The sequence below is a fragment of the Zobellella taiwanensis genome, assembly GCF_003012795.1.
GTDB lineage: Bacteria > Pseudomonadota > Gammaproteobacteria > Enterobacterales > Aeromonadaceae > Oceanimonas > Oceanimonas taiwanensis.
The window spans coordinates 15,288-32,006 of the sequence record NZ_PXYH01000023.1 but is presented as its reverse complement, the minus strand read 5'-3'; the positions used below and the strand labels follow the sequence as shown (position 1 = coordinate 32,006).

Genomic DNA, 16,719 nt, shown 5'->3' with positions numbered 1-16,719 from the left:
CACTTTCATCTGGCATAAATAAGATGGCCCACTCTGAGGGTGTGGCCGAGTTGCTCTGCCGCCATCTCCATCAGAGCTTCTCCATCTGCCATCGCCTCGGTCAGCTGCATGGGTTTTTGTATGATAGAACTCATAGCATGGATATTTGGCAGTTCCAGACGGTTATCCCGCAGATCGAGGGTACCGGCAAGGGCAACTACGGGTATTCCCTGTGTGGCCGCACGTTGAGCCACACCGACCGGGACCTTGCCAAAAGCGGTTTGCTTATCGATCTTGCCTTCGCCGGTGATCACCAGATTACTGCCAGTAAGCACATCATCAATCTGAATGAGATCAAGTACGACCTGGATCCCGGGTTTAAGAAGCGCATCGGTAAACCATATCAAGGCTGCTCCCATACCTCCCGCCGCGCCTGCACCGGGAGTGTCGGTCGCCTGTTTGTTGACGCAGGCCTCTACGGTTGAGGCGTACTTGGCCATCGCCATTTCTAATTCATCAAGGACGTCTGCGGTAGCTCCTTTTTGTGCCCCATAAATCATGGTTGCCCCCGAGCTCCCCAACAGAGGATTGCTGACATCACAGCATATCTCGATGACAACATCCTTAAGCAGGGAGGTCTGCTTACTGATATCGACACTGTATACCTCCTGCATATCGGCGGCCCGTGCGGGGGAGGGGAGTAGGACGCCTTCCCGATTGTAAAAATCGACACCCAGTGCCTGGGCAAAGCCCATGCCTGCATCGTTGGTGGCACTACCACCCAGCCCGATGATCAAGTGATTGCAGCCCGACTCCAAGGCATGCATGACCAGTTCACCAAGACCATAGCTGGTGGCGAGCCTGACATCGCGTTGATCGATGGGGGTTAATTCAAGACCGCATGACTGCGCCATTTCAATTATCGCCATCCTGCCATTACGCAAGTAGGCGGCCTTCACCTTGCTGCGATAGGGACCCGTAACATCGACATAGGTTAACTGTGCTTCGCTTAGGGTGGGGCAACTCTTCACTGTTGCTATTAATCCTTCTCCCCCATCGGCCACTGGCATGCAAATAATACTGCTGTCGGGCAGGGCTTTTTGCAATCCCCTGGCGGCTGCACTGCATGCCTGCTCGGCAGACATGCTTCCTTTGAAAGAATCAATAGCGACGACAATTTTCATCTTTACCCTCAACATCCATAATGAATCAGCAGGAGCCAGCTGATACGGGCAGAAGGCTCCTTGGCTCAGTTACAGCACCATGCCGCCGCCGACATTGATCACCTCACCGTTGATATAACGAGCGGCATCAGAGGCAAGGAAAGCGACGCATTCACCCACATCTTCCGGTTGGCCAGCAAAACCTGCCGGAATTTTAGATATCATGACATCCCAGACCTTTTCCGGAATACCTCGGGTCATTGCCGTATCGATAAAGCCCGGACATATCGCATTTACCGTCACCCCTTTCCTGGCAAGTTCACGGCAGGCTGTTTTGGTCAGCCCCACAACACCTGCCTTTGATGCCGCGTAGTTGGACTGGCCCACATTACCTAGCCAACTGGCGGAAGCAATATTGATGATTCTGCCCGAGCCTTGCTCGCGCATCCTGATGGCCGCTTTCTGCATGCAGCGGAAGGTGCCTTTCAAGTTCACATCAATGACTTTATCCCAGTCGTCTTCAGTCAAATTATGCAGCATTGCATCACGGTTGATGCCCGCATTATTCACCAGTATATCCAGTTTTCCATGGCTGCTTACAACGGATTCGAAGAGATCATCAATGTCCTTTTTGTTTCCGACATTACACCTGAAAAAAGAGGAGTTAATACCCTCATCTTTCAAGCTTTTTACAGCGGTGATACCGCCATCTTCATTCAAGTCAGCAATTACAACGGTTGCACCCTCACGTCCCAGTACGCGGGCGATACCAAAACCAATACCTTGATTTGCACCAGTGACGATGGCGACCTTTCCTTCAAGTTTCATATTTCCTCCTGTGCAACATTAGGCTGTGAATATATTCATTGGCATTGTTTTTAATTTTTCTGAAATTAGAGGTTTGAACTCCATAAGCTGAAGTATATCTTTCTCAAGGTCAATCCCGGGGGCTATTTCAATCAGCATGATTCCTTTATCTGTCATCTCGAATACAGCCCGCTCGGTAACAAAATGCATTTTTTGACTTTTCTCTACAGCAAGTTTTCCGCTATAAGATATTTGGTTAACAGTGTTGACCAGCTTTTTAATATGCCCTTCTTTTACTATGTTAAGCTTTCCATCATTTAACTCTATTTCGAGCCCCTTGGTGGTAAATGTGGAGCAAAATACAACATGTCTTGCATTCTGGGTAATATCGATAAAGCCACCCGCACCTGTGCATTGTGAGCCCAGTCTGGTGGCATTAACGTTCCCGTTCCTGTCTAACTCTCCTGCACCCATATAGGTGATATCAACACCGGCGCCATTGTAATAAAGCATCTGGTCCTGATGGCTGATCATGGCCGAGAGGTTTCTACCAATACCAAAGTCAATGCCACCCGACTGAAGACCACCATAGATGCCGGATTCGACCGTAATAGTGACATCGCTTTCCATTTCTTTTTCTTTTACTATCTGTCCTATTACATCATTCGGGATGCCAGTTCCTAAATTGATGATGGCACCAGGCTTTATAAAATCGACGGCTCTTCGGCCAATTATTTTTCTAATGTCAAGCGGTGCTTTTGAGGTTTCCTGCTGAGGTGATACACGGATTTTTCCACAATAAGCCGGGTCATAATACCAGGAAGAGGTTTGACGGTGATCCCTTTCCGGATTATCACATATCACTATGTTGTCAATAAAGTCACCGGGCACGACAACCGATTTAGGATCGAGGCTACCGCCTTCCACCAGATATTTCACCTGCGCAATGACCCTGGCTCCAAAACGCTTTGCTGCCAGTACCGCAGGTAGTACTTCCAGCTTCATGGCTTCTTCATCGGTGGTCAGGTTACCTTTGGGATCGGCGGAAGTACCACGGATGATCAAGGTGTCTAGGGGGATGGAAGGATAAAAAATATATTCTTTATCCTTGAATTTCACCACTTCTACGATATTTTCTTTTGTGCAGCTGTTCATTTTGCCGCCTTCGATCCTGGGATCGATGAAGGTGTTCAACCCAACAGGCGAGAGTCTGCCTGGCAGGCCAGCAGCCATTGCGCTGTATAAATGCACCATTTGCCCCTGGGGCAGGCAGTAGGCCTCTACCTGATTGCCCGAGATCATTTCCATCCATTTGGGAGCCAGACCCCAGTGCGAACCGATAATTCTTTTTACCAGCCCGGGATGAGCCAGATGCTGAATACCTCTATTTCTGTCACTTTGTCCGGCAGCATGGACCAATGTCAAATTTCTAGGTGAATCCGTATCGAGGAATCGCTTTTCTATTGAAGATAATATAGATTCGGAAGCGCTGACCAATGTCATGCCAACAGTACAAATGGTACTGTTATCCCGGATCAGCTCAGCTGCTGCTTCTTTGGTAATAACCTTGTTATTCATTCGCTCTCCTTTTATATGAGATCGACCATGTCAAAGATACTTGTAGATATTATCCTTAAGTGTTCTTTTACTGATTTTCCCGTTGTTTGTTCTTGGTAAGTTATCCATGAATATTATTTTTCTGGGGACTTTGTATTTTGCCAGTTTGCTGCAAGCCCAAGAGATAATCTCTTTTGCTGTGATGGAACACTCTGGATCAGCAACAATAAATGCCATGGGCTCCTCACCATAAATTTCGCTGGGGTAAGGGACTATCGCTACTTCACTGATCCCCGGGTAGGTAGACAGGATATTTTCAACCTCCAATGAGTAAATCTTTTCGCCCCCCCTGTTGATCATGTCCTTCAACCTTCCCTGGATATAGATGTAATCATCGGGATCTATGTAGGCCAAATCGCCAGTGTTAAACCAGCCATTATCGAAGGACTCTTTGTCGGCCTGGCTGTTATTCCAGTAAGACTTTATGACAACGGGGCCTCTAACCCAGAGTAAACCCGTCTGCCCCCTGGGTAGTATTTCCCCACTTTCATCTTTTATCTGAAACTCTACACCTGGAATAGCCTTCCCCGAGCTGCCACGTTTATGATGGTTTCTTACATCTTCAACAAAGATGCTGGCTGGAGAACTGGTCTCCGACAAACCATAAACAGGGTGAATATGAGAGTTTTTGAATGTGACCTTAATTGACTCTATGGTGCCATTGTTAAGATGGCCACCACCACAAGCGATCTTTTCAAGAGAGTCCAAACCGAATTTTTCTTTACTACTCTGTGCCTCACTGCAAAGAAGGATAAATACCGTGGGTGAGCCATGCAGGAAGGTGACTTTTTCTTTTTCTATGCACTCCAGAATTTGGATGGCATTGAATTTTTTTTGTAAATGAATGGTCCCACCAATATGAACAAACAGCCCAAGTATGGCGACCAAGCCAGTGATGTGACAGATTGGCACCGCCAGTATGGTTGTATCCTTTTCGGTTAATGAAAATGCTTGTTGATATGATACTATGCTATGAAGCAGGTTGCTGTGGCTGATCATTGCCCCTTTAGGCTTTCCTGTCGTTCCTGAGGTGAACATAATTACTGCAGTGTCATCAGAGCTTATATCAGAGGCGGTAACGGGAGTAAGAGACATGTTTGGTGTCTCTTCCCATTTGCTCAATACTGTGAGTTGTGATTTAGGAGGTAATGAGTCCTTATATTTATCAATGTGGTCATCATGACACAAAACCAATGAAGGTATTATTTGTTTTACTAACGGAGATACCTCATCGGATGTCAATTTTGTACTGATAGGGATGACGATGATGCCTAAGCTCATTGCAGCATAAAATACTTCACAGAAGAGTATCTCATTACCAACGGCCAGAATGATTTTTTCATTTCTTCGTAATCCATATTTATGATGTAGTTGGCTGGCTACGGTTTTCACTCGTTGAAGAAAGGACCGATAGGTTATTTCCTGAGCATCAATCACAAAGGCTACTTTATCTGGCCATCTTTGAGCGCTCAGCTCCAAGCTCTGATATAAGCTGTTGCATTGAAGTTCATGTGACATCGACTTTACCTCTTGCTGGCCATGATATGAATGACCGTCATAATTCTTAACTAGATGAAATATTAGCCGGTTTGTGATTTATATCTGCGTGAGAGCTCACACAGATGTTTCTGTTTTTTTTCAATTGTGTTGTGAGAATGCACATGTGAACCCTATTTATTGGTGAGACCCTGCAAGGGTTTCGAGCCCGGCACAGCTGGTAAAGCGGGTGGCTGGAGTATGCATAATATCTTCGACGGCTCAGGCAGTGTCGCCAAATTTGATGGGTTCCGTATGGGGCTTATTGTGGTGCTGTGCATCCCGGTGCTCCCGAGGGATGCCGGCTGTCCAGCAGGGCAACGATATGCTGTGTGAAGTTCTTGGTGGATGACTGACTGGCCCTTGATCAACAACGAAGCTGAGCGGTTATGCTTTGTGGCATAAGGGCAGCTAATGGGGATACACTGGGGCTAAGTGTTCTACCAGCGAATGCTATCTCTGGTAGAAACCGTCAAGCGATTGTGTCGATGTCCCCAACAATGGCTGCAAGTGTGAGCCGCGCCTGTATTGAGAAAATCGACTATCCGCTCCTCGCAGAATTTTGTGCGTTAGCTTGCCACTACACTCGCTGGTGGCTTAATTCTCTCGAAAGGTATATAAACAAAACCCCCTGCAAATCAGGGGGTTTGTCAGGAGTCTGAAAAGGGCCTGCAATCGCAGGCCCTTTGGGTATCAGGAGGCGGGTTGTTCCGGTTTTTCCTGCTTCTCCGGTACCAGCGGAATGGCCGGCTTGGCGATCAGCGACCGGGTGTCTTCAACGGCCTCGGTGAGGATCACCTGGATATGCTGGCCCAGCTCGTAGACGGCTTCCTTGTCCAGGTAGACGCGGCCGTCGTCCCAGCTGCATTCCAGCCGGTCCCGGTTGGCCAGGATCAGGGAGGAGGGCATGAATACTACGGCGCCGTTTTCCTGCAGGCGCAGCTTTACGCCGCCCCGGCCGATGTCGATGATTTCGGCGTCGAATACCTTGCCCTCGGCCACGGCCGGCTGCAGGTAGCGCACATAGAGCCAGTCGGCGATGTCGCGCTCGGCGCGGCGGTGCATGCGGCGCTGCTCGGACAGGTGCTGGGCCAGCTCGGCGCTGGGCACGTGGGCCTCGTGCTCCTGCTCGGCCAGTATCGCCTTAATCAGCCGGTGGTTGATGATGTCGCCGTATTTACGGATGGGCGAGGTCCAGGTGGCGTAGGCGGCCAGGCCCAGGCCATAGTGCTCGGCCGGGGTCACGCTCATGGCGGCGAAAGACTGGTAGCGGCGCACCCGGTTGTCCAGGTAGCTGGTGTCGCGAGAGTCCAGCCAGCGGCGCAGGGCGCAGAAGCCCTCCAGGCTGGCCAGGCTTTCCGGCTCGAAGGGGGCTTCGTGGGCCTGCAGCAGTTCGGCTACCTGGGCCAGTTTCTCGGGATCGAAGCCGGCGTGCACGTTGAACACCCCGGTGCCGGCGTGTTCGGCCAGCCAGTTGCCGCAGGCCAGGTTGGCGGCGATCATCGCCTCTTCCACCATCTGGTTGGCGATGCGGCGGTGATCCACGTGAATGGCCACCACGTTGCTGGCGTCGTCCAGCTCGAAGCGGTAGTCGGGCCTGTCCTTGAACACGATGGCGTGCTCGCTGCGCCAGGCGCTGCGGGCGCGGGTGAGTTCGGTCAGCTCGCGCAGCTGCTCGGCGATCACCTCGCTCTCGGGCTGCCAGTCGCCTTTCTGCTCGACCCAGTCGGAAACCTTGTCGTAGGCCAGCTTGGCCTGGGAGCGAATACGGGCGGCGAAGAATTCCGCCTGGCCGGTGACCTTGCCGTCAAAGTCGATCAGCAGTCGGGCGCACAGGGCGGGGCGCTCTTCGCCGGCTTTGAGCGAGCACAGTTCGTCGGCCAGGGTGCGCGGCAGCATGGGAATGTTGCGGCCGGGCAGGTAGACGGTAAAGGCGCGTTCGGCGGCGACCTTGTCCAGATCGCTGTCGTGGGGCACATAGGCGGTGGGATCGGCGATGGCCACGGTCAGTTCCCAGCCGTTGTCCAGCTTCTTCACGCTGAGGGCGTCGTCCATATCCTGGGTGGACTCGCTGTCGATGGTGAAGAAGGGCACCTCGGTGAGATCCCGGCGCGGCAGGGATTCTTCCAGGGTCTGCCACTCGTCCTGGCCCCGGGGCGCCTGGTTGGCCAGCTTGTTGCGGGCCAGCACCACCCACCAGGGGGCGATGGGGTCGTCGACCCCGGCGATCAGCTCCACCACCTCGGCGAAAAAGCCGTTGTCCTTGAGGGCGTGGCGCTTGAGCTCGCCCAGCACCCAGTCGCCTTCCTTCAGGCCCTTTTCATCCAACCCCTTGATGGTGCGGGCCTTGATGGCGTCCTTGATCAGCGGGTGATCGGGCACTATGTTGAGCCGGTCGCGGAACCACTTCACCCGGGCCACGAAGCGGGTCAGCCCCTGCTCGACCAGGGTTTCCGGCTCGGCCACTTCCTTCTCGTTTTCGGTGCGCACCAGGGCGGTGACGCGGTCGCCGTGCAGCACCTTCTTCATGTAGGGCGGCGGGATGAAAATGCTTTCCTTCTCGCTCACCTCGAGGAAGCCGAAACCTTTGGCGGTGGCCTTGACGGTGCCTTCCTTGGTCGGCATGGATTCGCGCAGCTGTTGCTTGAGCTGGGCCAGCAGGGGGTTGTCTTGAAGCATAGATAGGGAACCTGTCGAAATATCGGCCTGACTATACGGATTTACCCCCCGTCTGCCAAGGAAACCTTGGCCCGGCGCCGGGTTTCGGTGCCCAGCCGGAGCCGGTCAGCCGTATTCCCGGAGCAGGGTGAGTCTGTCGATATCGGGCCGGCCGTTGCCGTCCGCGCCCCTGTCCAGCAGGTAGCGCAATCGGTCCAGCATGGCCGCCTGTCCCGGCATCCATTGGGCGCTCAGGCGCGCCAGCTGGGCGTTGCCCAGGCCGCTTTCCAGGCTGTCGGCCACCACCACTTCCAGCCCCCGGGCCCGGGCTGCCTCGGCCAGTTCCCGGCACAGAGCCAGGCTGCCCAACTGGCTGGGCCTGAGCACCAGGGCCCTGAGCTGGTCGAACAGCGGATACTCGGGGGTGGCATGGCGGCCGAGATCGAAGGCCACCGGCCAGCCGTGGCGCTCCGCCAGCCGTTGGCTGGCGGCCAGGTCGGCGGCGGGCTCCAGCAGCCAGTCGATGCGGCCGGGGTCGATGCGACGCCACAGCCCTTCCAGCTGCTCCTCGCCCAGCCGGCCGCCCGCGTCCAGCACCAGCTGCAGGCCGGGCACCAGCAGGGTCAGCTCGCGCACCAGGCCGGCGTCGTGCTGCACCTCGCCGGTGAGGGTCAGCCAGGCCCGCCGCGGGTGAACCCGGCGGCAGCGCCAGGCGCGGATAATGGGTTCTCGCTCGCCTTCCAGCAGCGGCAGCGAGGAGGCCGGTTCGCCGTCGATGGCGGTGAGGGCGCAGTCCAGCCCGAATTGTACCGAGGGCAGGCGGGCACCGTGGGGCTGGCCCTGGGCCAGCCGCGCGCAGGCGGCCAGCAGCTCGTCCCGGGCCTCTTCGACGCTTTCGCGGGACTCGCCGGGCAGGGGGGCGACCTCGCCCCAGCGGTCGTCGATGCACACGTAAAAGCCCCGGCGGCGACCGAGGGGGGTACCCCTGATGGTGAGCGCCATGGTCAGGGGAAGTTCATAGCCGTAAACCGCAATCCGCATTGTCATGATCCCGTTCATCGTCTTCAGATATTTTTACCTGAAAGTAACATTTGAGGGCGGGGGAGGGTAGTGCTGTTTTTATCGCCCGGGGCTTGGGTATGATAGGGGCTTTCCTTGAGACCAAGAGAGTATTTATGCCCCTGAGCACCTGGCTGCACGCCATCCGACCCAAGACCCTGCCCCTGGCGCTGGCGTCCATCCTGCTCGGTGCCGGGGTAGCGGCCGGGGAGGGCGCCTTCAACGGCGGCGTGCTGCTGCTGGCCCTGCTCACCGCCCTGCTGCTGCAGATCCTCTCCAATCTGGCCAATGACTACGGCGACGGGGTGCGCGGCACCGACTCGACCGGCCGCACCGGCCCTGTCCGGGTGCTGGCCTCGGGCCAGGTCACGCCGGCGCAGTTAGGGTCCGCCATCCGGCGGGTGGCGGCGCTGACGGCGTTGTCCGGCCTGTTGCTGCTGGGCCTGGCCCTGGGCGCCGACTGGGGCGCCTGGCTGGGTTTTCTGCTGCTGGGCGCCCTGGCCCTGCTGGCGGCCCTGGGTTACACCCTGGGCCGGCGGCCCTACAGCTACCGGGGGCTGGGGGATTTGGCGGTGTTCGTTTTTTTTGGCCCGGTGGCGGTGCTGGGCACCAACTGGCTGATGCAGCAACAATTGGGAGCCGGCGCCGGCCGGGCCGCCCTGGTGGCGGGCCTGCTGTCGGTGGCGGTGCTCAATATCAACAATATCCGCGACCTGGAATCGGATCGCCGGGCGGGCAAGCACACCCTGGCCCTGCGCCTGGGGCTGGCCCGCGCCCGGGTTTATCAGCTGCTGGTGCTGGCCACGGCCCTGGTGGCGGCAACGCAGCTGATGGCGGGCTGGGGTTTTCTGGCCCTGCTCGGGCTCTGGCCCCTGGCCGGTGCCGCCCGGCTGGTGCTGACCGAGCAGGGGCCGGCGCTGAACCGGGCCCTGGGGATGACCGCGCGCGGCACCCTGATTTTTACCGGCCTGCTGGCCCTGGGGTTGGCCTGGGGGTAAAACCGGGGGCAGGGCAAGGAGTCCCAATCCTTGTTTTGATGTGAATGCTGGCTTGGGTGTTGTACGCCCCGTGGGGCGCGGGCGGCTCGCCCGCATGAGGGGCACCGAGGCAGGCGAAGGTTCAGCCCAACCCGCTATGCCTGTTCTACCTGGAGCCTTTTTAAACCTGCGGTGGCAGGTTGATCCGAGGGTTCGCGCTGCGCGCAAATGCAGGCGGGCCGCCTGCGCTCCCAAATCCCCGCTTTAAATGTCTTTGTTGATAAAGCGTTAACCCAGAATTGCAAAAATTGTATCCAACCGCTTTGCTTTTGACCGGTGGCTCTGGCTATACTGGCGCCCATCTTGTCGGAGTGCCCCCAAGGGCTGAGACCGCGAACAGCGGGATCCGTTGAACCTGATCAGGCTAATACCTGCGAAGGGAAACAAGTGAGAACCAGGCCCCAAGACCCTTTCCCGCCCGGCCGGTTCTTCCTCAACACTCCTGACAAGCATTTTCACGAACCAAATGGACGCAAGGTGAGATTGCTATGTCAAAAACGAATCGTCGCGAAGTACGCAGCCAGGCCCAGGAATACATCCAGAACCTCAAGGGCGAACCCTTTCCCAACTCCGGCCGTATCTATATCGAAGGCTCGCGCCCGGATCTGAAGGTGGCCATGCGCGAAATCCGCCTGGCCGACAGCTTCAAGGGCGGTACCAAGGAAAACCCCATTTTCGAGGCCAACGCGCCGGTGCCGGTGTACGACACCTCCGGCCCCTACGGCGATCCGGACTCCGAGCTGGACGTCCGCCAGGGCCTGCCCCAGCTGCGCCGCCAGTGGATACTGGAGCGCGACGACACCGAGGAGCTGGACAGCGTCACCTCCCAGTTCACCCAGCAGCGCATGGCCGACGACGGCCTGGATCACCTGCGCTTCGAGCACCTGCCCAAGCCGCGCAAGGCCAGGCTCGGCCAGTGCGTGACCCAGCTGCACTACGCCCGTAAGGGCATCATCACCCCCGAGATGGAATACATCGCCATCCGCGAGAACATGGGCCGCGAGCGGGTGCGGGACGAGCTGCTGCTCAAGCAGCACCCGGGCCAGAACTTCGGCGCCAACCTGCCCGAGTTCATCACCCCCGAGTTCGTGCGCAAGGAAGTGGCCGAAGGCCGTGCCATCATTCCCGCCAACATCAACCACCCGGAATCCGAGCCGATGATCATCGGCCGCAACTTCCTGGTGAAGATCAACGCCAACATCGGCAACTCGGCGGTGACCTCCTCCATCGAGGAAGAGGTGGAGAAGCTGGTGTGGTCCACCCGCTGGGGCGCCGACACCGTGATGGACCTGTCCACCGGCCGCTACATCCACGAAACCCGCGAATGGATCATGCGCAACAGCCCGGTGCCCATCGGCACCGTGCCCATCTACCAGGCGCTGGAGAAGGTGAACGGCGTGGCCGAGGATCTGACCTGGGAAGTGTTCCGCGACACCCTGATCGAGCAGGCGGAGCAGGGCGTGGACTACTTCACCATCCACGCCGGCGTGCTGCTGCGCTACGTGCCCATGACCGCCAAGCGGGTCACCGGCATCGTCTCCCGTGGCGGCTCCATCATGGCCAAGTGGTGCCTGTCCCATCACAAGGAAAACTTCCTCTACGAGCACTTCCGCGAAATCTGCGAGATCTGTGCCGCCTATGACGTCTCCCTGTCCCTGGGTGACGGCATGCGCCCCGGCTCCATCGCCGACGCCAACGACGAGGCCCAGTTCTCCGAGCTGTACACCCTGGGCGAGCTGACCAAGGTGGCCTGGGAATACGACGTGCAGGTGATGATCGAAGGCCCCGGCCACGTGCCCATGCACATGATCAAGCGCAACATGGAAGAGCAGCTGGAGCACTGTCACGAGGCGCCCTTCTACACTCTGGGCCCGCTCACCACCGACATCGCCCCCGGCTATGACCACTTCACCTCCGGCATCGGCGCCGCCATGATCGGCTGGTTCGGCTGCGCCATGCTGTGCTACGTGACGCCCAAGGAGCACCTGGGCCTGCCCAACAAGGAAGACGTCAAGCAGGGCCTGATTACCTACAAGATCGCCGCCCACGCTGCGGATCTGGCCAAGGGCCACCCGGGCGCCCAGATCCGCGACAACGCCATGTCCAAGGCCCGCTTCGAGTTCCGCTGGGAAGACCAGTTCAACCTGGCGCTGGATCCGGAAACCGCCCGCGCCTACCACGACGAGACCCTGCCCCAGGAATCCGGCAAGGTGGCCCACTTCTGCTCCATGTGCGGACCCAAGTTCTGCTCCATGAAGATCACCCAGGATGTGCGCGACTACGCCGCCAGCCTGGAGAACAACATCGCGGTGCAACTGGTGGACATGGACGGCAACAGCGAAACCGTGGTCGCCGGCATGGCCCAGATGTCCGAGGAGTTCAAGAAGCGCGGCGGCGAGCTTTACCACCAGGCCGACAAGCTGGAGCGGGAGGAGGCATGACCCGACCCATCGTCTGGACCGTCGCCGGCTCGGACTCGGGCGGCGGCGCCGGCATTCAGGCCGATCTGCACACCATACAGGCGCTGGGCGGCCACGGCTGCTCGGTGATCTCCGCCATCACTGCCCAGAACTCGGTCACGGTGTCCATGGTGGAGCCGGTGCTGATGCAGGCCTTCACCAGCCAACTGGTGGCCCTGGCCACCGACCTGCCGGCCCGGGCCATCAAGATTGGCCTGCTGCCCGGCGGCCTGCGCGCCGAGGTGCTGGCCCGCTACCTGAAGGAATACCGGCGCCAGTGGCAACCCTGGGTGGTGCTGGATCCGGTGGCCATCGCCAGCACCGGCCAGGCCATGGCCGAGCCCAACCTGCTGCCGGCCATCAAGCAGCACCTGCTGCCCGAGGTGGACCTGGTCACCCCCAACGCCGCCGAGCTGGCGGCCCTGTCGGGCATAGTGCCCGACTCACCCGGGGCGGTGCGCGCCGGCGCTGCGGCCCTGCTGGAGCTGGGCGCGCGCGCCGTGCTGGTCAAGGGCGGCCACCTGGCGTGGAGCGGGGATCAGGCCCTCGACTACTTTACCGACGGCCAACGCGAGATCTGGCTGGCCAGCCCCCGGCTGGACACCGTCCACGGTCACGGCACCGGCTGCACCCTGGCCTCGGCCATCGCCACCGCCGTGGCCCAGGACTACCCGATCGAGGATGCCCTGGTGCTGGCCAAGGCCTACGTCAACCAGGGACTCAAGGCCGCCGAAGGCCTGGGCCGGGGCGCCGGCCCGGTGGCCCACCTGGGCTGGCCCGACCGACGCGAAGACTTCCCCACCGTGGTGATGCCGGGCTCGGCCCTGGGCAAGCGGCTGGGGCTCGAGGGCGGCCTGCCCCAAGGTGCCTTCGCGCCCATGGATACCCTGAAGCTCGGGCTCTACCCGGTGGTGGACTCGGTGGCCTGGCTGGAGCGGCTGCTCGGGCAGGGCGTGCGCACCCTGCAGCTGCGCATCAAGGACAAGATGGATGCCGAGGTGGAGGCCGATATCCAGGCGGCGGTGGCCCTGGGTAAACGCTTTAACGCCCGGTTGTTTATCAACGACTACTGGCGGCTGGCCATCCGCCACGGCGCCTACGGCGTGCACCTGGGCCAGGAAGACATCGAAGTGGCGGATCTGGAGGCCATCCGCGCCGCCGGCCTGAAACTGGGGCTGTCCACCCACGGCTACTACGAGATGCTGCGGGCCCGGGAGCTCAAGCCCTCCTACCTGGCGCTGGGGCATATCTTCCCCACCAAGACCAAGGACATGCCGTCCCGGCCCCAGGGCCTGGCGCGGCTGGGCCGTTACGTGGCGCTGATGGACGACTACCCACTGGTGGCCATCGGCGGCATCGGCCGGGAGCGGGTACCGCTGGTGGCCGAGACCGGGGTGGGCAGCATCGCCCTGGTCACCGCCATCACCGAAGCGGCGGATCCGGATGCGGCTACCCGCGAGCTGCTGGCCCTGGTGGAGGGGGATCATGCTGAGTGACGGCGAATTCCTGCGCTACAGCCGCCACCTGCTGCTGGAAGAGGTGGGCGAGGCCGGCCAGCTCCGGCTGAAAAACGCCTCGGTGCTGATCGTCGGCCTGGGTGGCCTGGGTTCGCCCGCCGCCCAGTACCTGGCGGCGGCCGGGGTGGGCACCCTGTGGCTGGCCGACTTCGACCAGATAGAGGTGAGCAACCTGCAGCGCCAGACCCTGTACGACAGCGACAGCCTCAAGCTGAGCAAGGCCGAGGTGGCCCGGGACAGGCTGCACAGGCTCAACCCCGAGGTGGAGCTTGTCGCGGTCAACCAGAAGCTGGACGAAGGCGCCCTGGGTGACTTCGTGGCCGAGGTGGACCTGGTGCTGGACTGCACCGACAACATGGCGGTGCGCCAGGCCATCAACGCCGCCTGTTACGCCTGGGGCAAGCCGCTGCTGGTGGGGGCCGCCATCCGTTTCGAGGGCCAGTTGCTGGCGCTCAACCCGGAACTGGATCACGGCTGCTACCGCTGCCTGTACCAGCCGGAACAGAGCGAGCGGCTCAACTGCGGCAACGCCGGCGTGATCGGCCCGGTGGTGGGCACCATCGGCCTGTTGCAGGCGCTGGAAGCCATCAAGTTTTTAACCGGCACCGGCAGCGTGCCCTGGGGCGAACTCAAGCTGTTCGAGGCCAAGGCCCATCGCTGGCACAGCCTCAAGGTACCCAGGGATCCGGCCTGCCCCGTGTGCGGCCCAGAGAGTGGAGAATCATCATGCGCGTAACCCTGAACGACGAAGCGCTGGAGCTGGCGGAGGGCACCACCCTGGGCCGGCTGCTGGCGGAGCTTGAGCAAGACAAACCCGGGGTGGCGGTCGCCCTCAACCAGCAGGTGGTGGCCCGCAGCCGCTGGCCCGAGCAGGCCCTGGCGCCCGACGACACCATCACCCTGTTCCATGCCATCGCCGGAGGCTGAGATGAGCCTGACCATCGCCGACAAGACCTTTACTTCCCGCCTGTTCACCGGCACCGGCAAGTTTGCCAACGGCGCCGTCATGAAGGCGGCGTTCGAATCCAGCGGCTCCGAGCTGGTGACCATGGCCCTGAAGCGGGTGGACCTCAAGGCCCACAGCGACGACATACTGCCGCCGCTGCTGGCGCTGGGCGTCAACCTGCTGCCCAACACCTCGGGCGCCAAAAACGCCGACGAGGCGGTGTTCGCCGCCCGGCTGGCACGGGAGGCCCTGGGCACCAACTGGCTCAAGCTGGAGATCCACCCGGACCCCAAATACCTGCTGCCCGATCCCATCGAAACCCTGCGTGCCGCCGAGCGGCTGGTGCAGGAGGGCTTTGTGGTGCTGCCCTACTGCGGCGCCGACCCGGTGCTGTGCAAGCGGCTGGAAGAAGCCGGCTGCGCGGCGGTGATGCCACTGGGCGCCCCCATCGGCTCCAACAAGGGGCTGGTGACCCGGGACTTCCTCGAGATCATCATCGAGCAGTCCAATGTGCCGGTGGTGGTGGATGCCGGCATAGGCGCGCCCAGCCACGCCGCCTACGCCATGGAGCTGGGCGCCGATGCGGTGCTGGTGAACACCGCCATCGCCGTGGCCGGCGATCCGGTGGCCATGGGCCGGGCCTTCCGGCTGGCGGTGGAAGCCGGGCGCATGGCCTTTGAAGCGGGGCTGGCTGGCCAGAGCCACCAGGCCCAGGCCTCCAGCCCGCTCACCGCCTTCCTGGGGGCGTTATGAGCTTCTTCGAGGTCTGGTCTTCCCTGGATTGGGACGACATCAAGCTGAGCATCTACGGCAAGCAGGCGCGGGACGTGGAGCGGGCCCTGGCCCGGCCGAAACGGGATCTGCAGGACTTTATGGCGCTGATCTCGCCGGCCGCCGAGCCCTACCTGGAGCAGATGGCGCAGCAGGCCTGGCGCCTGACCCGCCAGCGCTTCGGCAATACGGTGGGCTTTTATATCCCGCTCTACCTGTCCAACCTGTGCGCCAACGACTGCACCTACTGCGGTTTTTCCATGAGCAACCGGCTCAAGCGGCGCACCCTGACGGAGGCAGAGATAGAGCGGGAATGCTTGGCGATCAAGGCCATGGGCTTCGACACCGTGCTGCTGGTGACCGGCGAGCACGAGGGCAAGGTAGGGCTCGACTACTTCAAGCGGATGCTGCCGATCATCAAGCGCCACTTCAGCTATGTGATGATGGAGGTGCAGCCCCTGTCCCGGGAGGAATACGCCGAGCTGCGGGAATACGGGCTGGACAGTGTTATGGTGTACCAGGAGACCTACCAGCACCTGACCTACGACCAGCACCATATCCGCGGCAAGAAGAAGGACTTCCGCTGGCGGCTGGAAACCCCGGACCGCCTGGGCAAGGCGGGCATCGACAAGATCGGCCTAGGCGCCCTGTTCGGGCTGGAGGACTGGCGCGCCGACAGCTTCTATGTGGCGGCGCACCTGCGCTACCTGCAGAAGCACTACTGGCAGACCCGCTATTCGGTATCCTTCCCGCGCCTGCGGCCCTGCGCCGGCGGCCTGGAGCCCAAGTCGGTGATGAGCGACCGCCAGCTGGTGCAGCTGATCTGCGCCTACCGGCTGTTCGACCAGGAGCTGGAGCTCAGCCTGTCCACCCGGGAGTCGGAGCAGTTCCGGGACAAGGTGATCCCGCTCGGCATCACCAGCATCAGCGCCGGCTCCAAGACCCAGCCCGGCGGCTACGCCGACGCCACCGTCGAGCTGGAGCAGTTCGAGATCGACGACGACCGCGCCCCGGCCGAGGTGGCCAGGGCGGTGGCCGCCGCCGGCCTGCAGCCGGTATGGAAAGACTGGGACAACAGCTACTCCGCCAGCCGGTAACTGATAGCCTGAATGTCAGCTATAAGCTGCCTGTTGTTGGCTGCAGGCAGCGAAAAATCTTGCTCGAAGCAGC

General features: G+C 60.0%; 13 protein-coding genes, 1 pseudogene and 1 riboswitch. Of the genes and pseudogenes, 8 read left to right on the top strand and 6 right to left on the bottom strand.

The features are described 5' to 3' along the window. Positions 1–5: 5 nt before the first annotated feature. The 4 genes from C7I36_RS14310 to C7I36_RS14295 all read right to left on the bottom strand — a co-directional run bounded on the left by C7I36_RS14310 (position 6) and on the right by C7I36_RS14295 (position 5,084). Positions 6–1,163 (bottom strand): glycerate kinase family protein, encoded by a 1,158-nt coding sequence (locus tag C7I36_RS14310; protein WP_106454374.1) that lies wholly within the window; start codon positions 1,161–1,163, stop codon positions 6–8. Positions 1,164–1,232: 69 nt separating this feature from the next. Further along, the gene (gene fabG, locus C7I36_RS14305) at positions 1,233–1,970 is read right to left on the bottom strand and encodes a 3-oxoacyl-ACP reductase FabG (RefSeq protein WP_106454373.1); all 738 of its coding nucleotides are present in this window, start codon (positions 1,968–1,970) and stop codon (positions 1,233–1,235) included. An 18-nt stretch (positions 1,971–1,988) separates the two neighbouring features. Beyond that, positions 1,989–3,527, bottom strand: coding sequence for an acyl CoA:acetate/3-ketoacid CoA transferase (locus tag C7I36_RS14300; protein WP_106454372.1), 1,539 nt, complete (start codon positions 3,525–3,527; stop codon positions 1,989–1,991). Positions 3,528–3,557: 30 nt separating this feature from the next. Further along, positions 3,558–5,084, bottom strand: coding sequence for a class I adenylate-forming enzyme family protein (locus tag C7I36_RS14295; protein WP_106454371.1), 1,527 nt, complete (start codon positions 5,082–5,084; stop codon positions 3,558–3,560). A 397-nt stretch (positions 5,085–5,481) separates the two neighbouring features. Between C7I36_RS14295 and C7I36_RS17795 the strand changes: the two are divergent. Further along, positions 5,482–5,662: pseudogene (locus C7I36_RS17795) on the top strand (IS66 family transposase); the annotation flags it as partial. Between the two features lie 133 nt (positions 5,663–5,795). Here C7I36_RS17795 and C7I36_RS14290 read toward each other — a convergent pair. Then, on the bottom strand, positions 5,796–7,781 hold the full coding sequence (locus C7I36_RS14290) for an exoribonuclease II (RefSeq protein WP_106454370.1): 1,986 nt from the start codon (positions 7,779–7,781) through the stop codon (positions 5,796–5,798). A gap of 105 nt (positions 7,782–7,886) precedes the next feature. Beyond that, positions 7,887–8,801: an o-succinylbenzoic acid (OSB) synthetase gene (locus tag C7I36_RS14285; protein WP_106454369.1), complete on the bottom strand. Its 915-nt coding sequence runs from the start codon at positions 8,799–8,801 to the stop codon at positions 7,887–7,889. Positions 8,802–8,935: 134 nt separating this feature from the next. Here C7I36_RS14285 and menA point away from each other — a divergent pair, with 134 nt between their 5' ends. The 7 genes from menA to thiH all read left to right on the top strand — a co-directional run bounded on the left by menA (position 8,936) and on the right by thiH (position 16,646). Continuing rightward, positions 8,936–9,817, top strand: coding sequence for a 1,4-dihydroxy-2-naphthoate octaprenyltransferase (gene menA / locus C7I36_RS14280; RefSeq protein WP_106454368.1), 882 nt, complete (start codon positions 8,936–8,938; stop codon positions 9,815–9,817). A gap of 336 nt (positions 9,818–10,153) precedes the next feature. Further along, a riboswitch (TPP riboswitch) is annotated at positions 10,154–10,256 on the top strand. 88 nt (positions 10,257–10,344) lie between these two features. Further along, a complete protein-coding gene (thiC, locus tag C7I36_RS14275; protein ID WP_106454367.1) occupies positions 10,345–12,297 on the top strand; it encodes a phosphomethylpyrimidine synthase ThiC in 1,953 nt (650 codons plus the stop codon). After that, complete coding sequence (thiE, locus tag C7I36_RS14270; protein WP_106454366.1) at positions 12,294–13,811, top strand: thiamine phosphate synthase; 1,518 nt, start codon at positions 12,294–12,296, stop codon at positions 13,809–13,811. Before thiC ends, thiE begins: the two co-directional genes overlap by 4 nt. Next, positions 13,801–14,568, top strand: a complete 768-nt coding sequence (locus C7I36_RS14265; protein WP_106454365.1) for a HesA/MoeB/ThiF family protein — start codon at positions 13,801–13,803, stop codon at positions 14,566–14,568. The genes thiE and C7I36_RS14265 overlap by 11 nt, the downstream gene beginning before the upstream one ends. Further along, positions 14,559–14,759 (top strand): sulfur carrier protein ThiS, encoded by a 201-nt coding sequence (gene thiS / locus C7I36_RS14260; RefSeq protein ID WP_096778238.1) that lies wholly within the window; start codon positions 14,559–14,561, stop codon positions 14,757–14,759. The genes C7I36_RS14265 and thiS overlap by 10 nt, the downstream gene beginning before the upstream one ends. Before the next feature lies 1 nt (position 14,760). Then, positions 14,761–15,531 carry a thiazole synthase gene (locus tag C7I36_RS14255; RefSeq protein WP_106454364.1) on the top strand — a complete coding sequence of 257 codons (771 nt, stop codon included), beginning with the start codon at positions 14,761–14,763 and terminating at the stop codon, positions 15,529–15,531. Next, positions 15,528–16,646 carry a 2-iminoacetate synthase ThiH gene (thiH, locus tag C7I36_RS14250; RefSeq protein WP_106454363.1) on the top strand — a complete coding sequence of 373 codons (1,119 nt, stop codon included), beginning with the start codon at positions 15,528–15,530 and terminating at the stop codon, positions 16,644–16,646. Before C7I36_RS14255 ends, thiH begins: the two co-directional genes overlap by 4 nt. The last annotated feature ends 73 nt before the right edge of the window (positions 16,647–16,719 follow it).

Excerpts from the sequence above, each read along its gene's own strand:
- C7I36_RS14310 (WP_106454374.1), bottom strand. The coding sequence starts at position 1,163 with ATGAAAATTGTCGTCGCTATTGATTCTTTCAAAGGAAGCATGTCTGCC.
- fabG (WP_106454373.1), bottom strand. The coding sequence starts at position 1,970 with ATGAAACTTGAAGGAAAGGTCGCCATCGTCACTGGTGCAAATCAAGGT.
- C7I36_RS14300 (WP_106454372.1), bottom strand. The coding sequence starts at position 3,527 with ATGAATAACAAGGTTATTACCAAAGAAGCAGCAGCTGAGCTGATCCGG.
- C7I36_RS14295 (WP_106454371.1), bottom strand. The coding sequence starts at position 5,084 with ATGTCACATGAACTTCAATGCAACAGCTTATATCAGAGCTTGGAGCTG.
- C7I36_RS14290 (WP_106454370.1), bottom strand. The coding sequence starts at position 7,781 with ATGCTTCAAGACAACCCCCTGCTGGCCCAGCTCAAGCAACAGCTGCGC.
- C7I36_RS14285 (WP_106454369.1), bottom strand. The coding sequence starts at position 8,801 with ATGCGGATTGCGGTTTACGGCTATGAACTTCCCCTGACCATGGCGCTC.
- menA (WP_106454368.1), top strand. The coding sequence starts at position 8,936 with ATGCCCCTGAGCACCTGGCTGCACGCCATCCGACCCAAGACCCTGCCC.
- thiC (WP_106454367.1), top strand. The coding sequence starts at position 10,345 with ATGTCAAAAACGAATCGTCGCGAAGTACGCAGCCAGGCCCAGGAATAC.
- thiE (WP_106454366.1), top strand. The coding sequence starts at position 12,294 with ATGACCCGACCCATCGTCTGGACCGTCGCCGGCTCGGACTCGGGCGGC.
- C7I36_RS14265 (WP_106454365.1), top strand. The coding sequence starts at position 13,801 with ATGCTGAGTGACGGCGAATTCCTGCGCTACAGCCGCCACCTGCTGCTG.
- thiS (WP_096778238.1), top strand. The coding sequence starts at position 14,559 with ATGCGCGTAACCCTGAACGACGAAGCGCTGGAGCTGGCGGAGGGCACC.
- C7I36_RS14255 (WP_106454364.1), top strand. The coding sequence starts at position 14,761 with ATGAGCCTGACCATCGCCGACAAGACCTTTACTTCCCGCCTGTTCACC.
- thiH (WP_106454363.1), top strand. The coding sequence starts at position 15,528 with ATGAGCTTCTTCGAGGTCTGGTCTTCCCTGGATTGGGACGACATCAAG.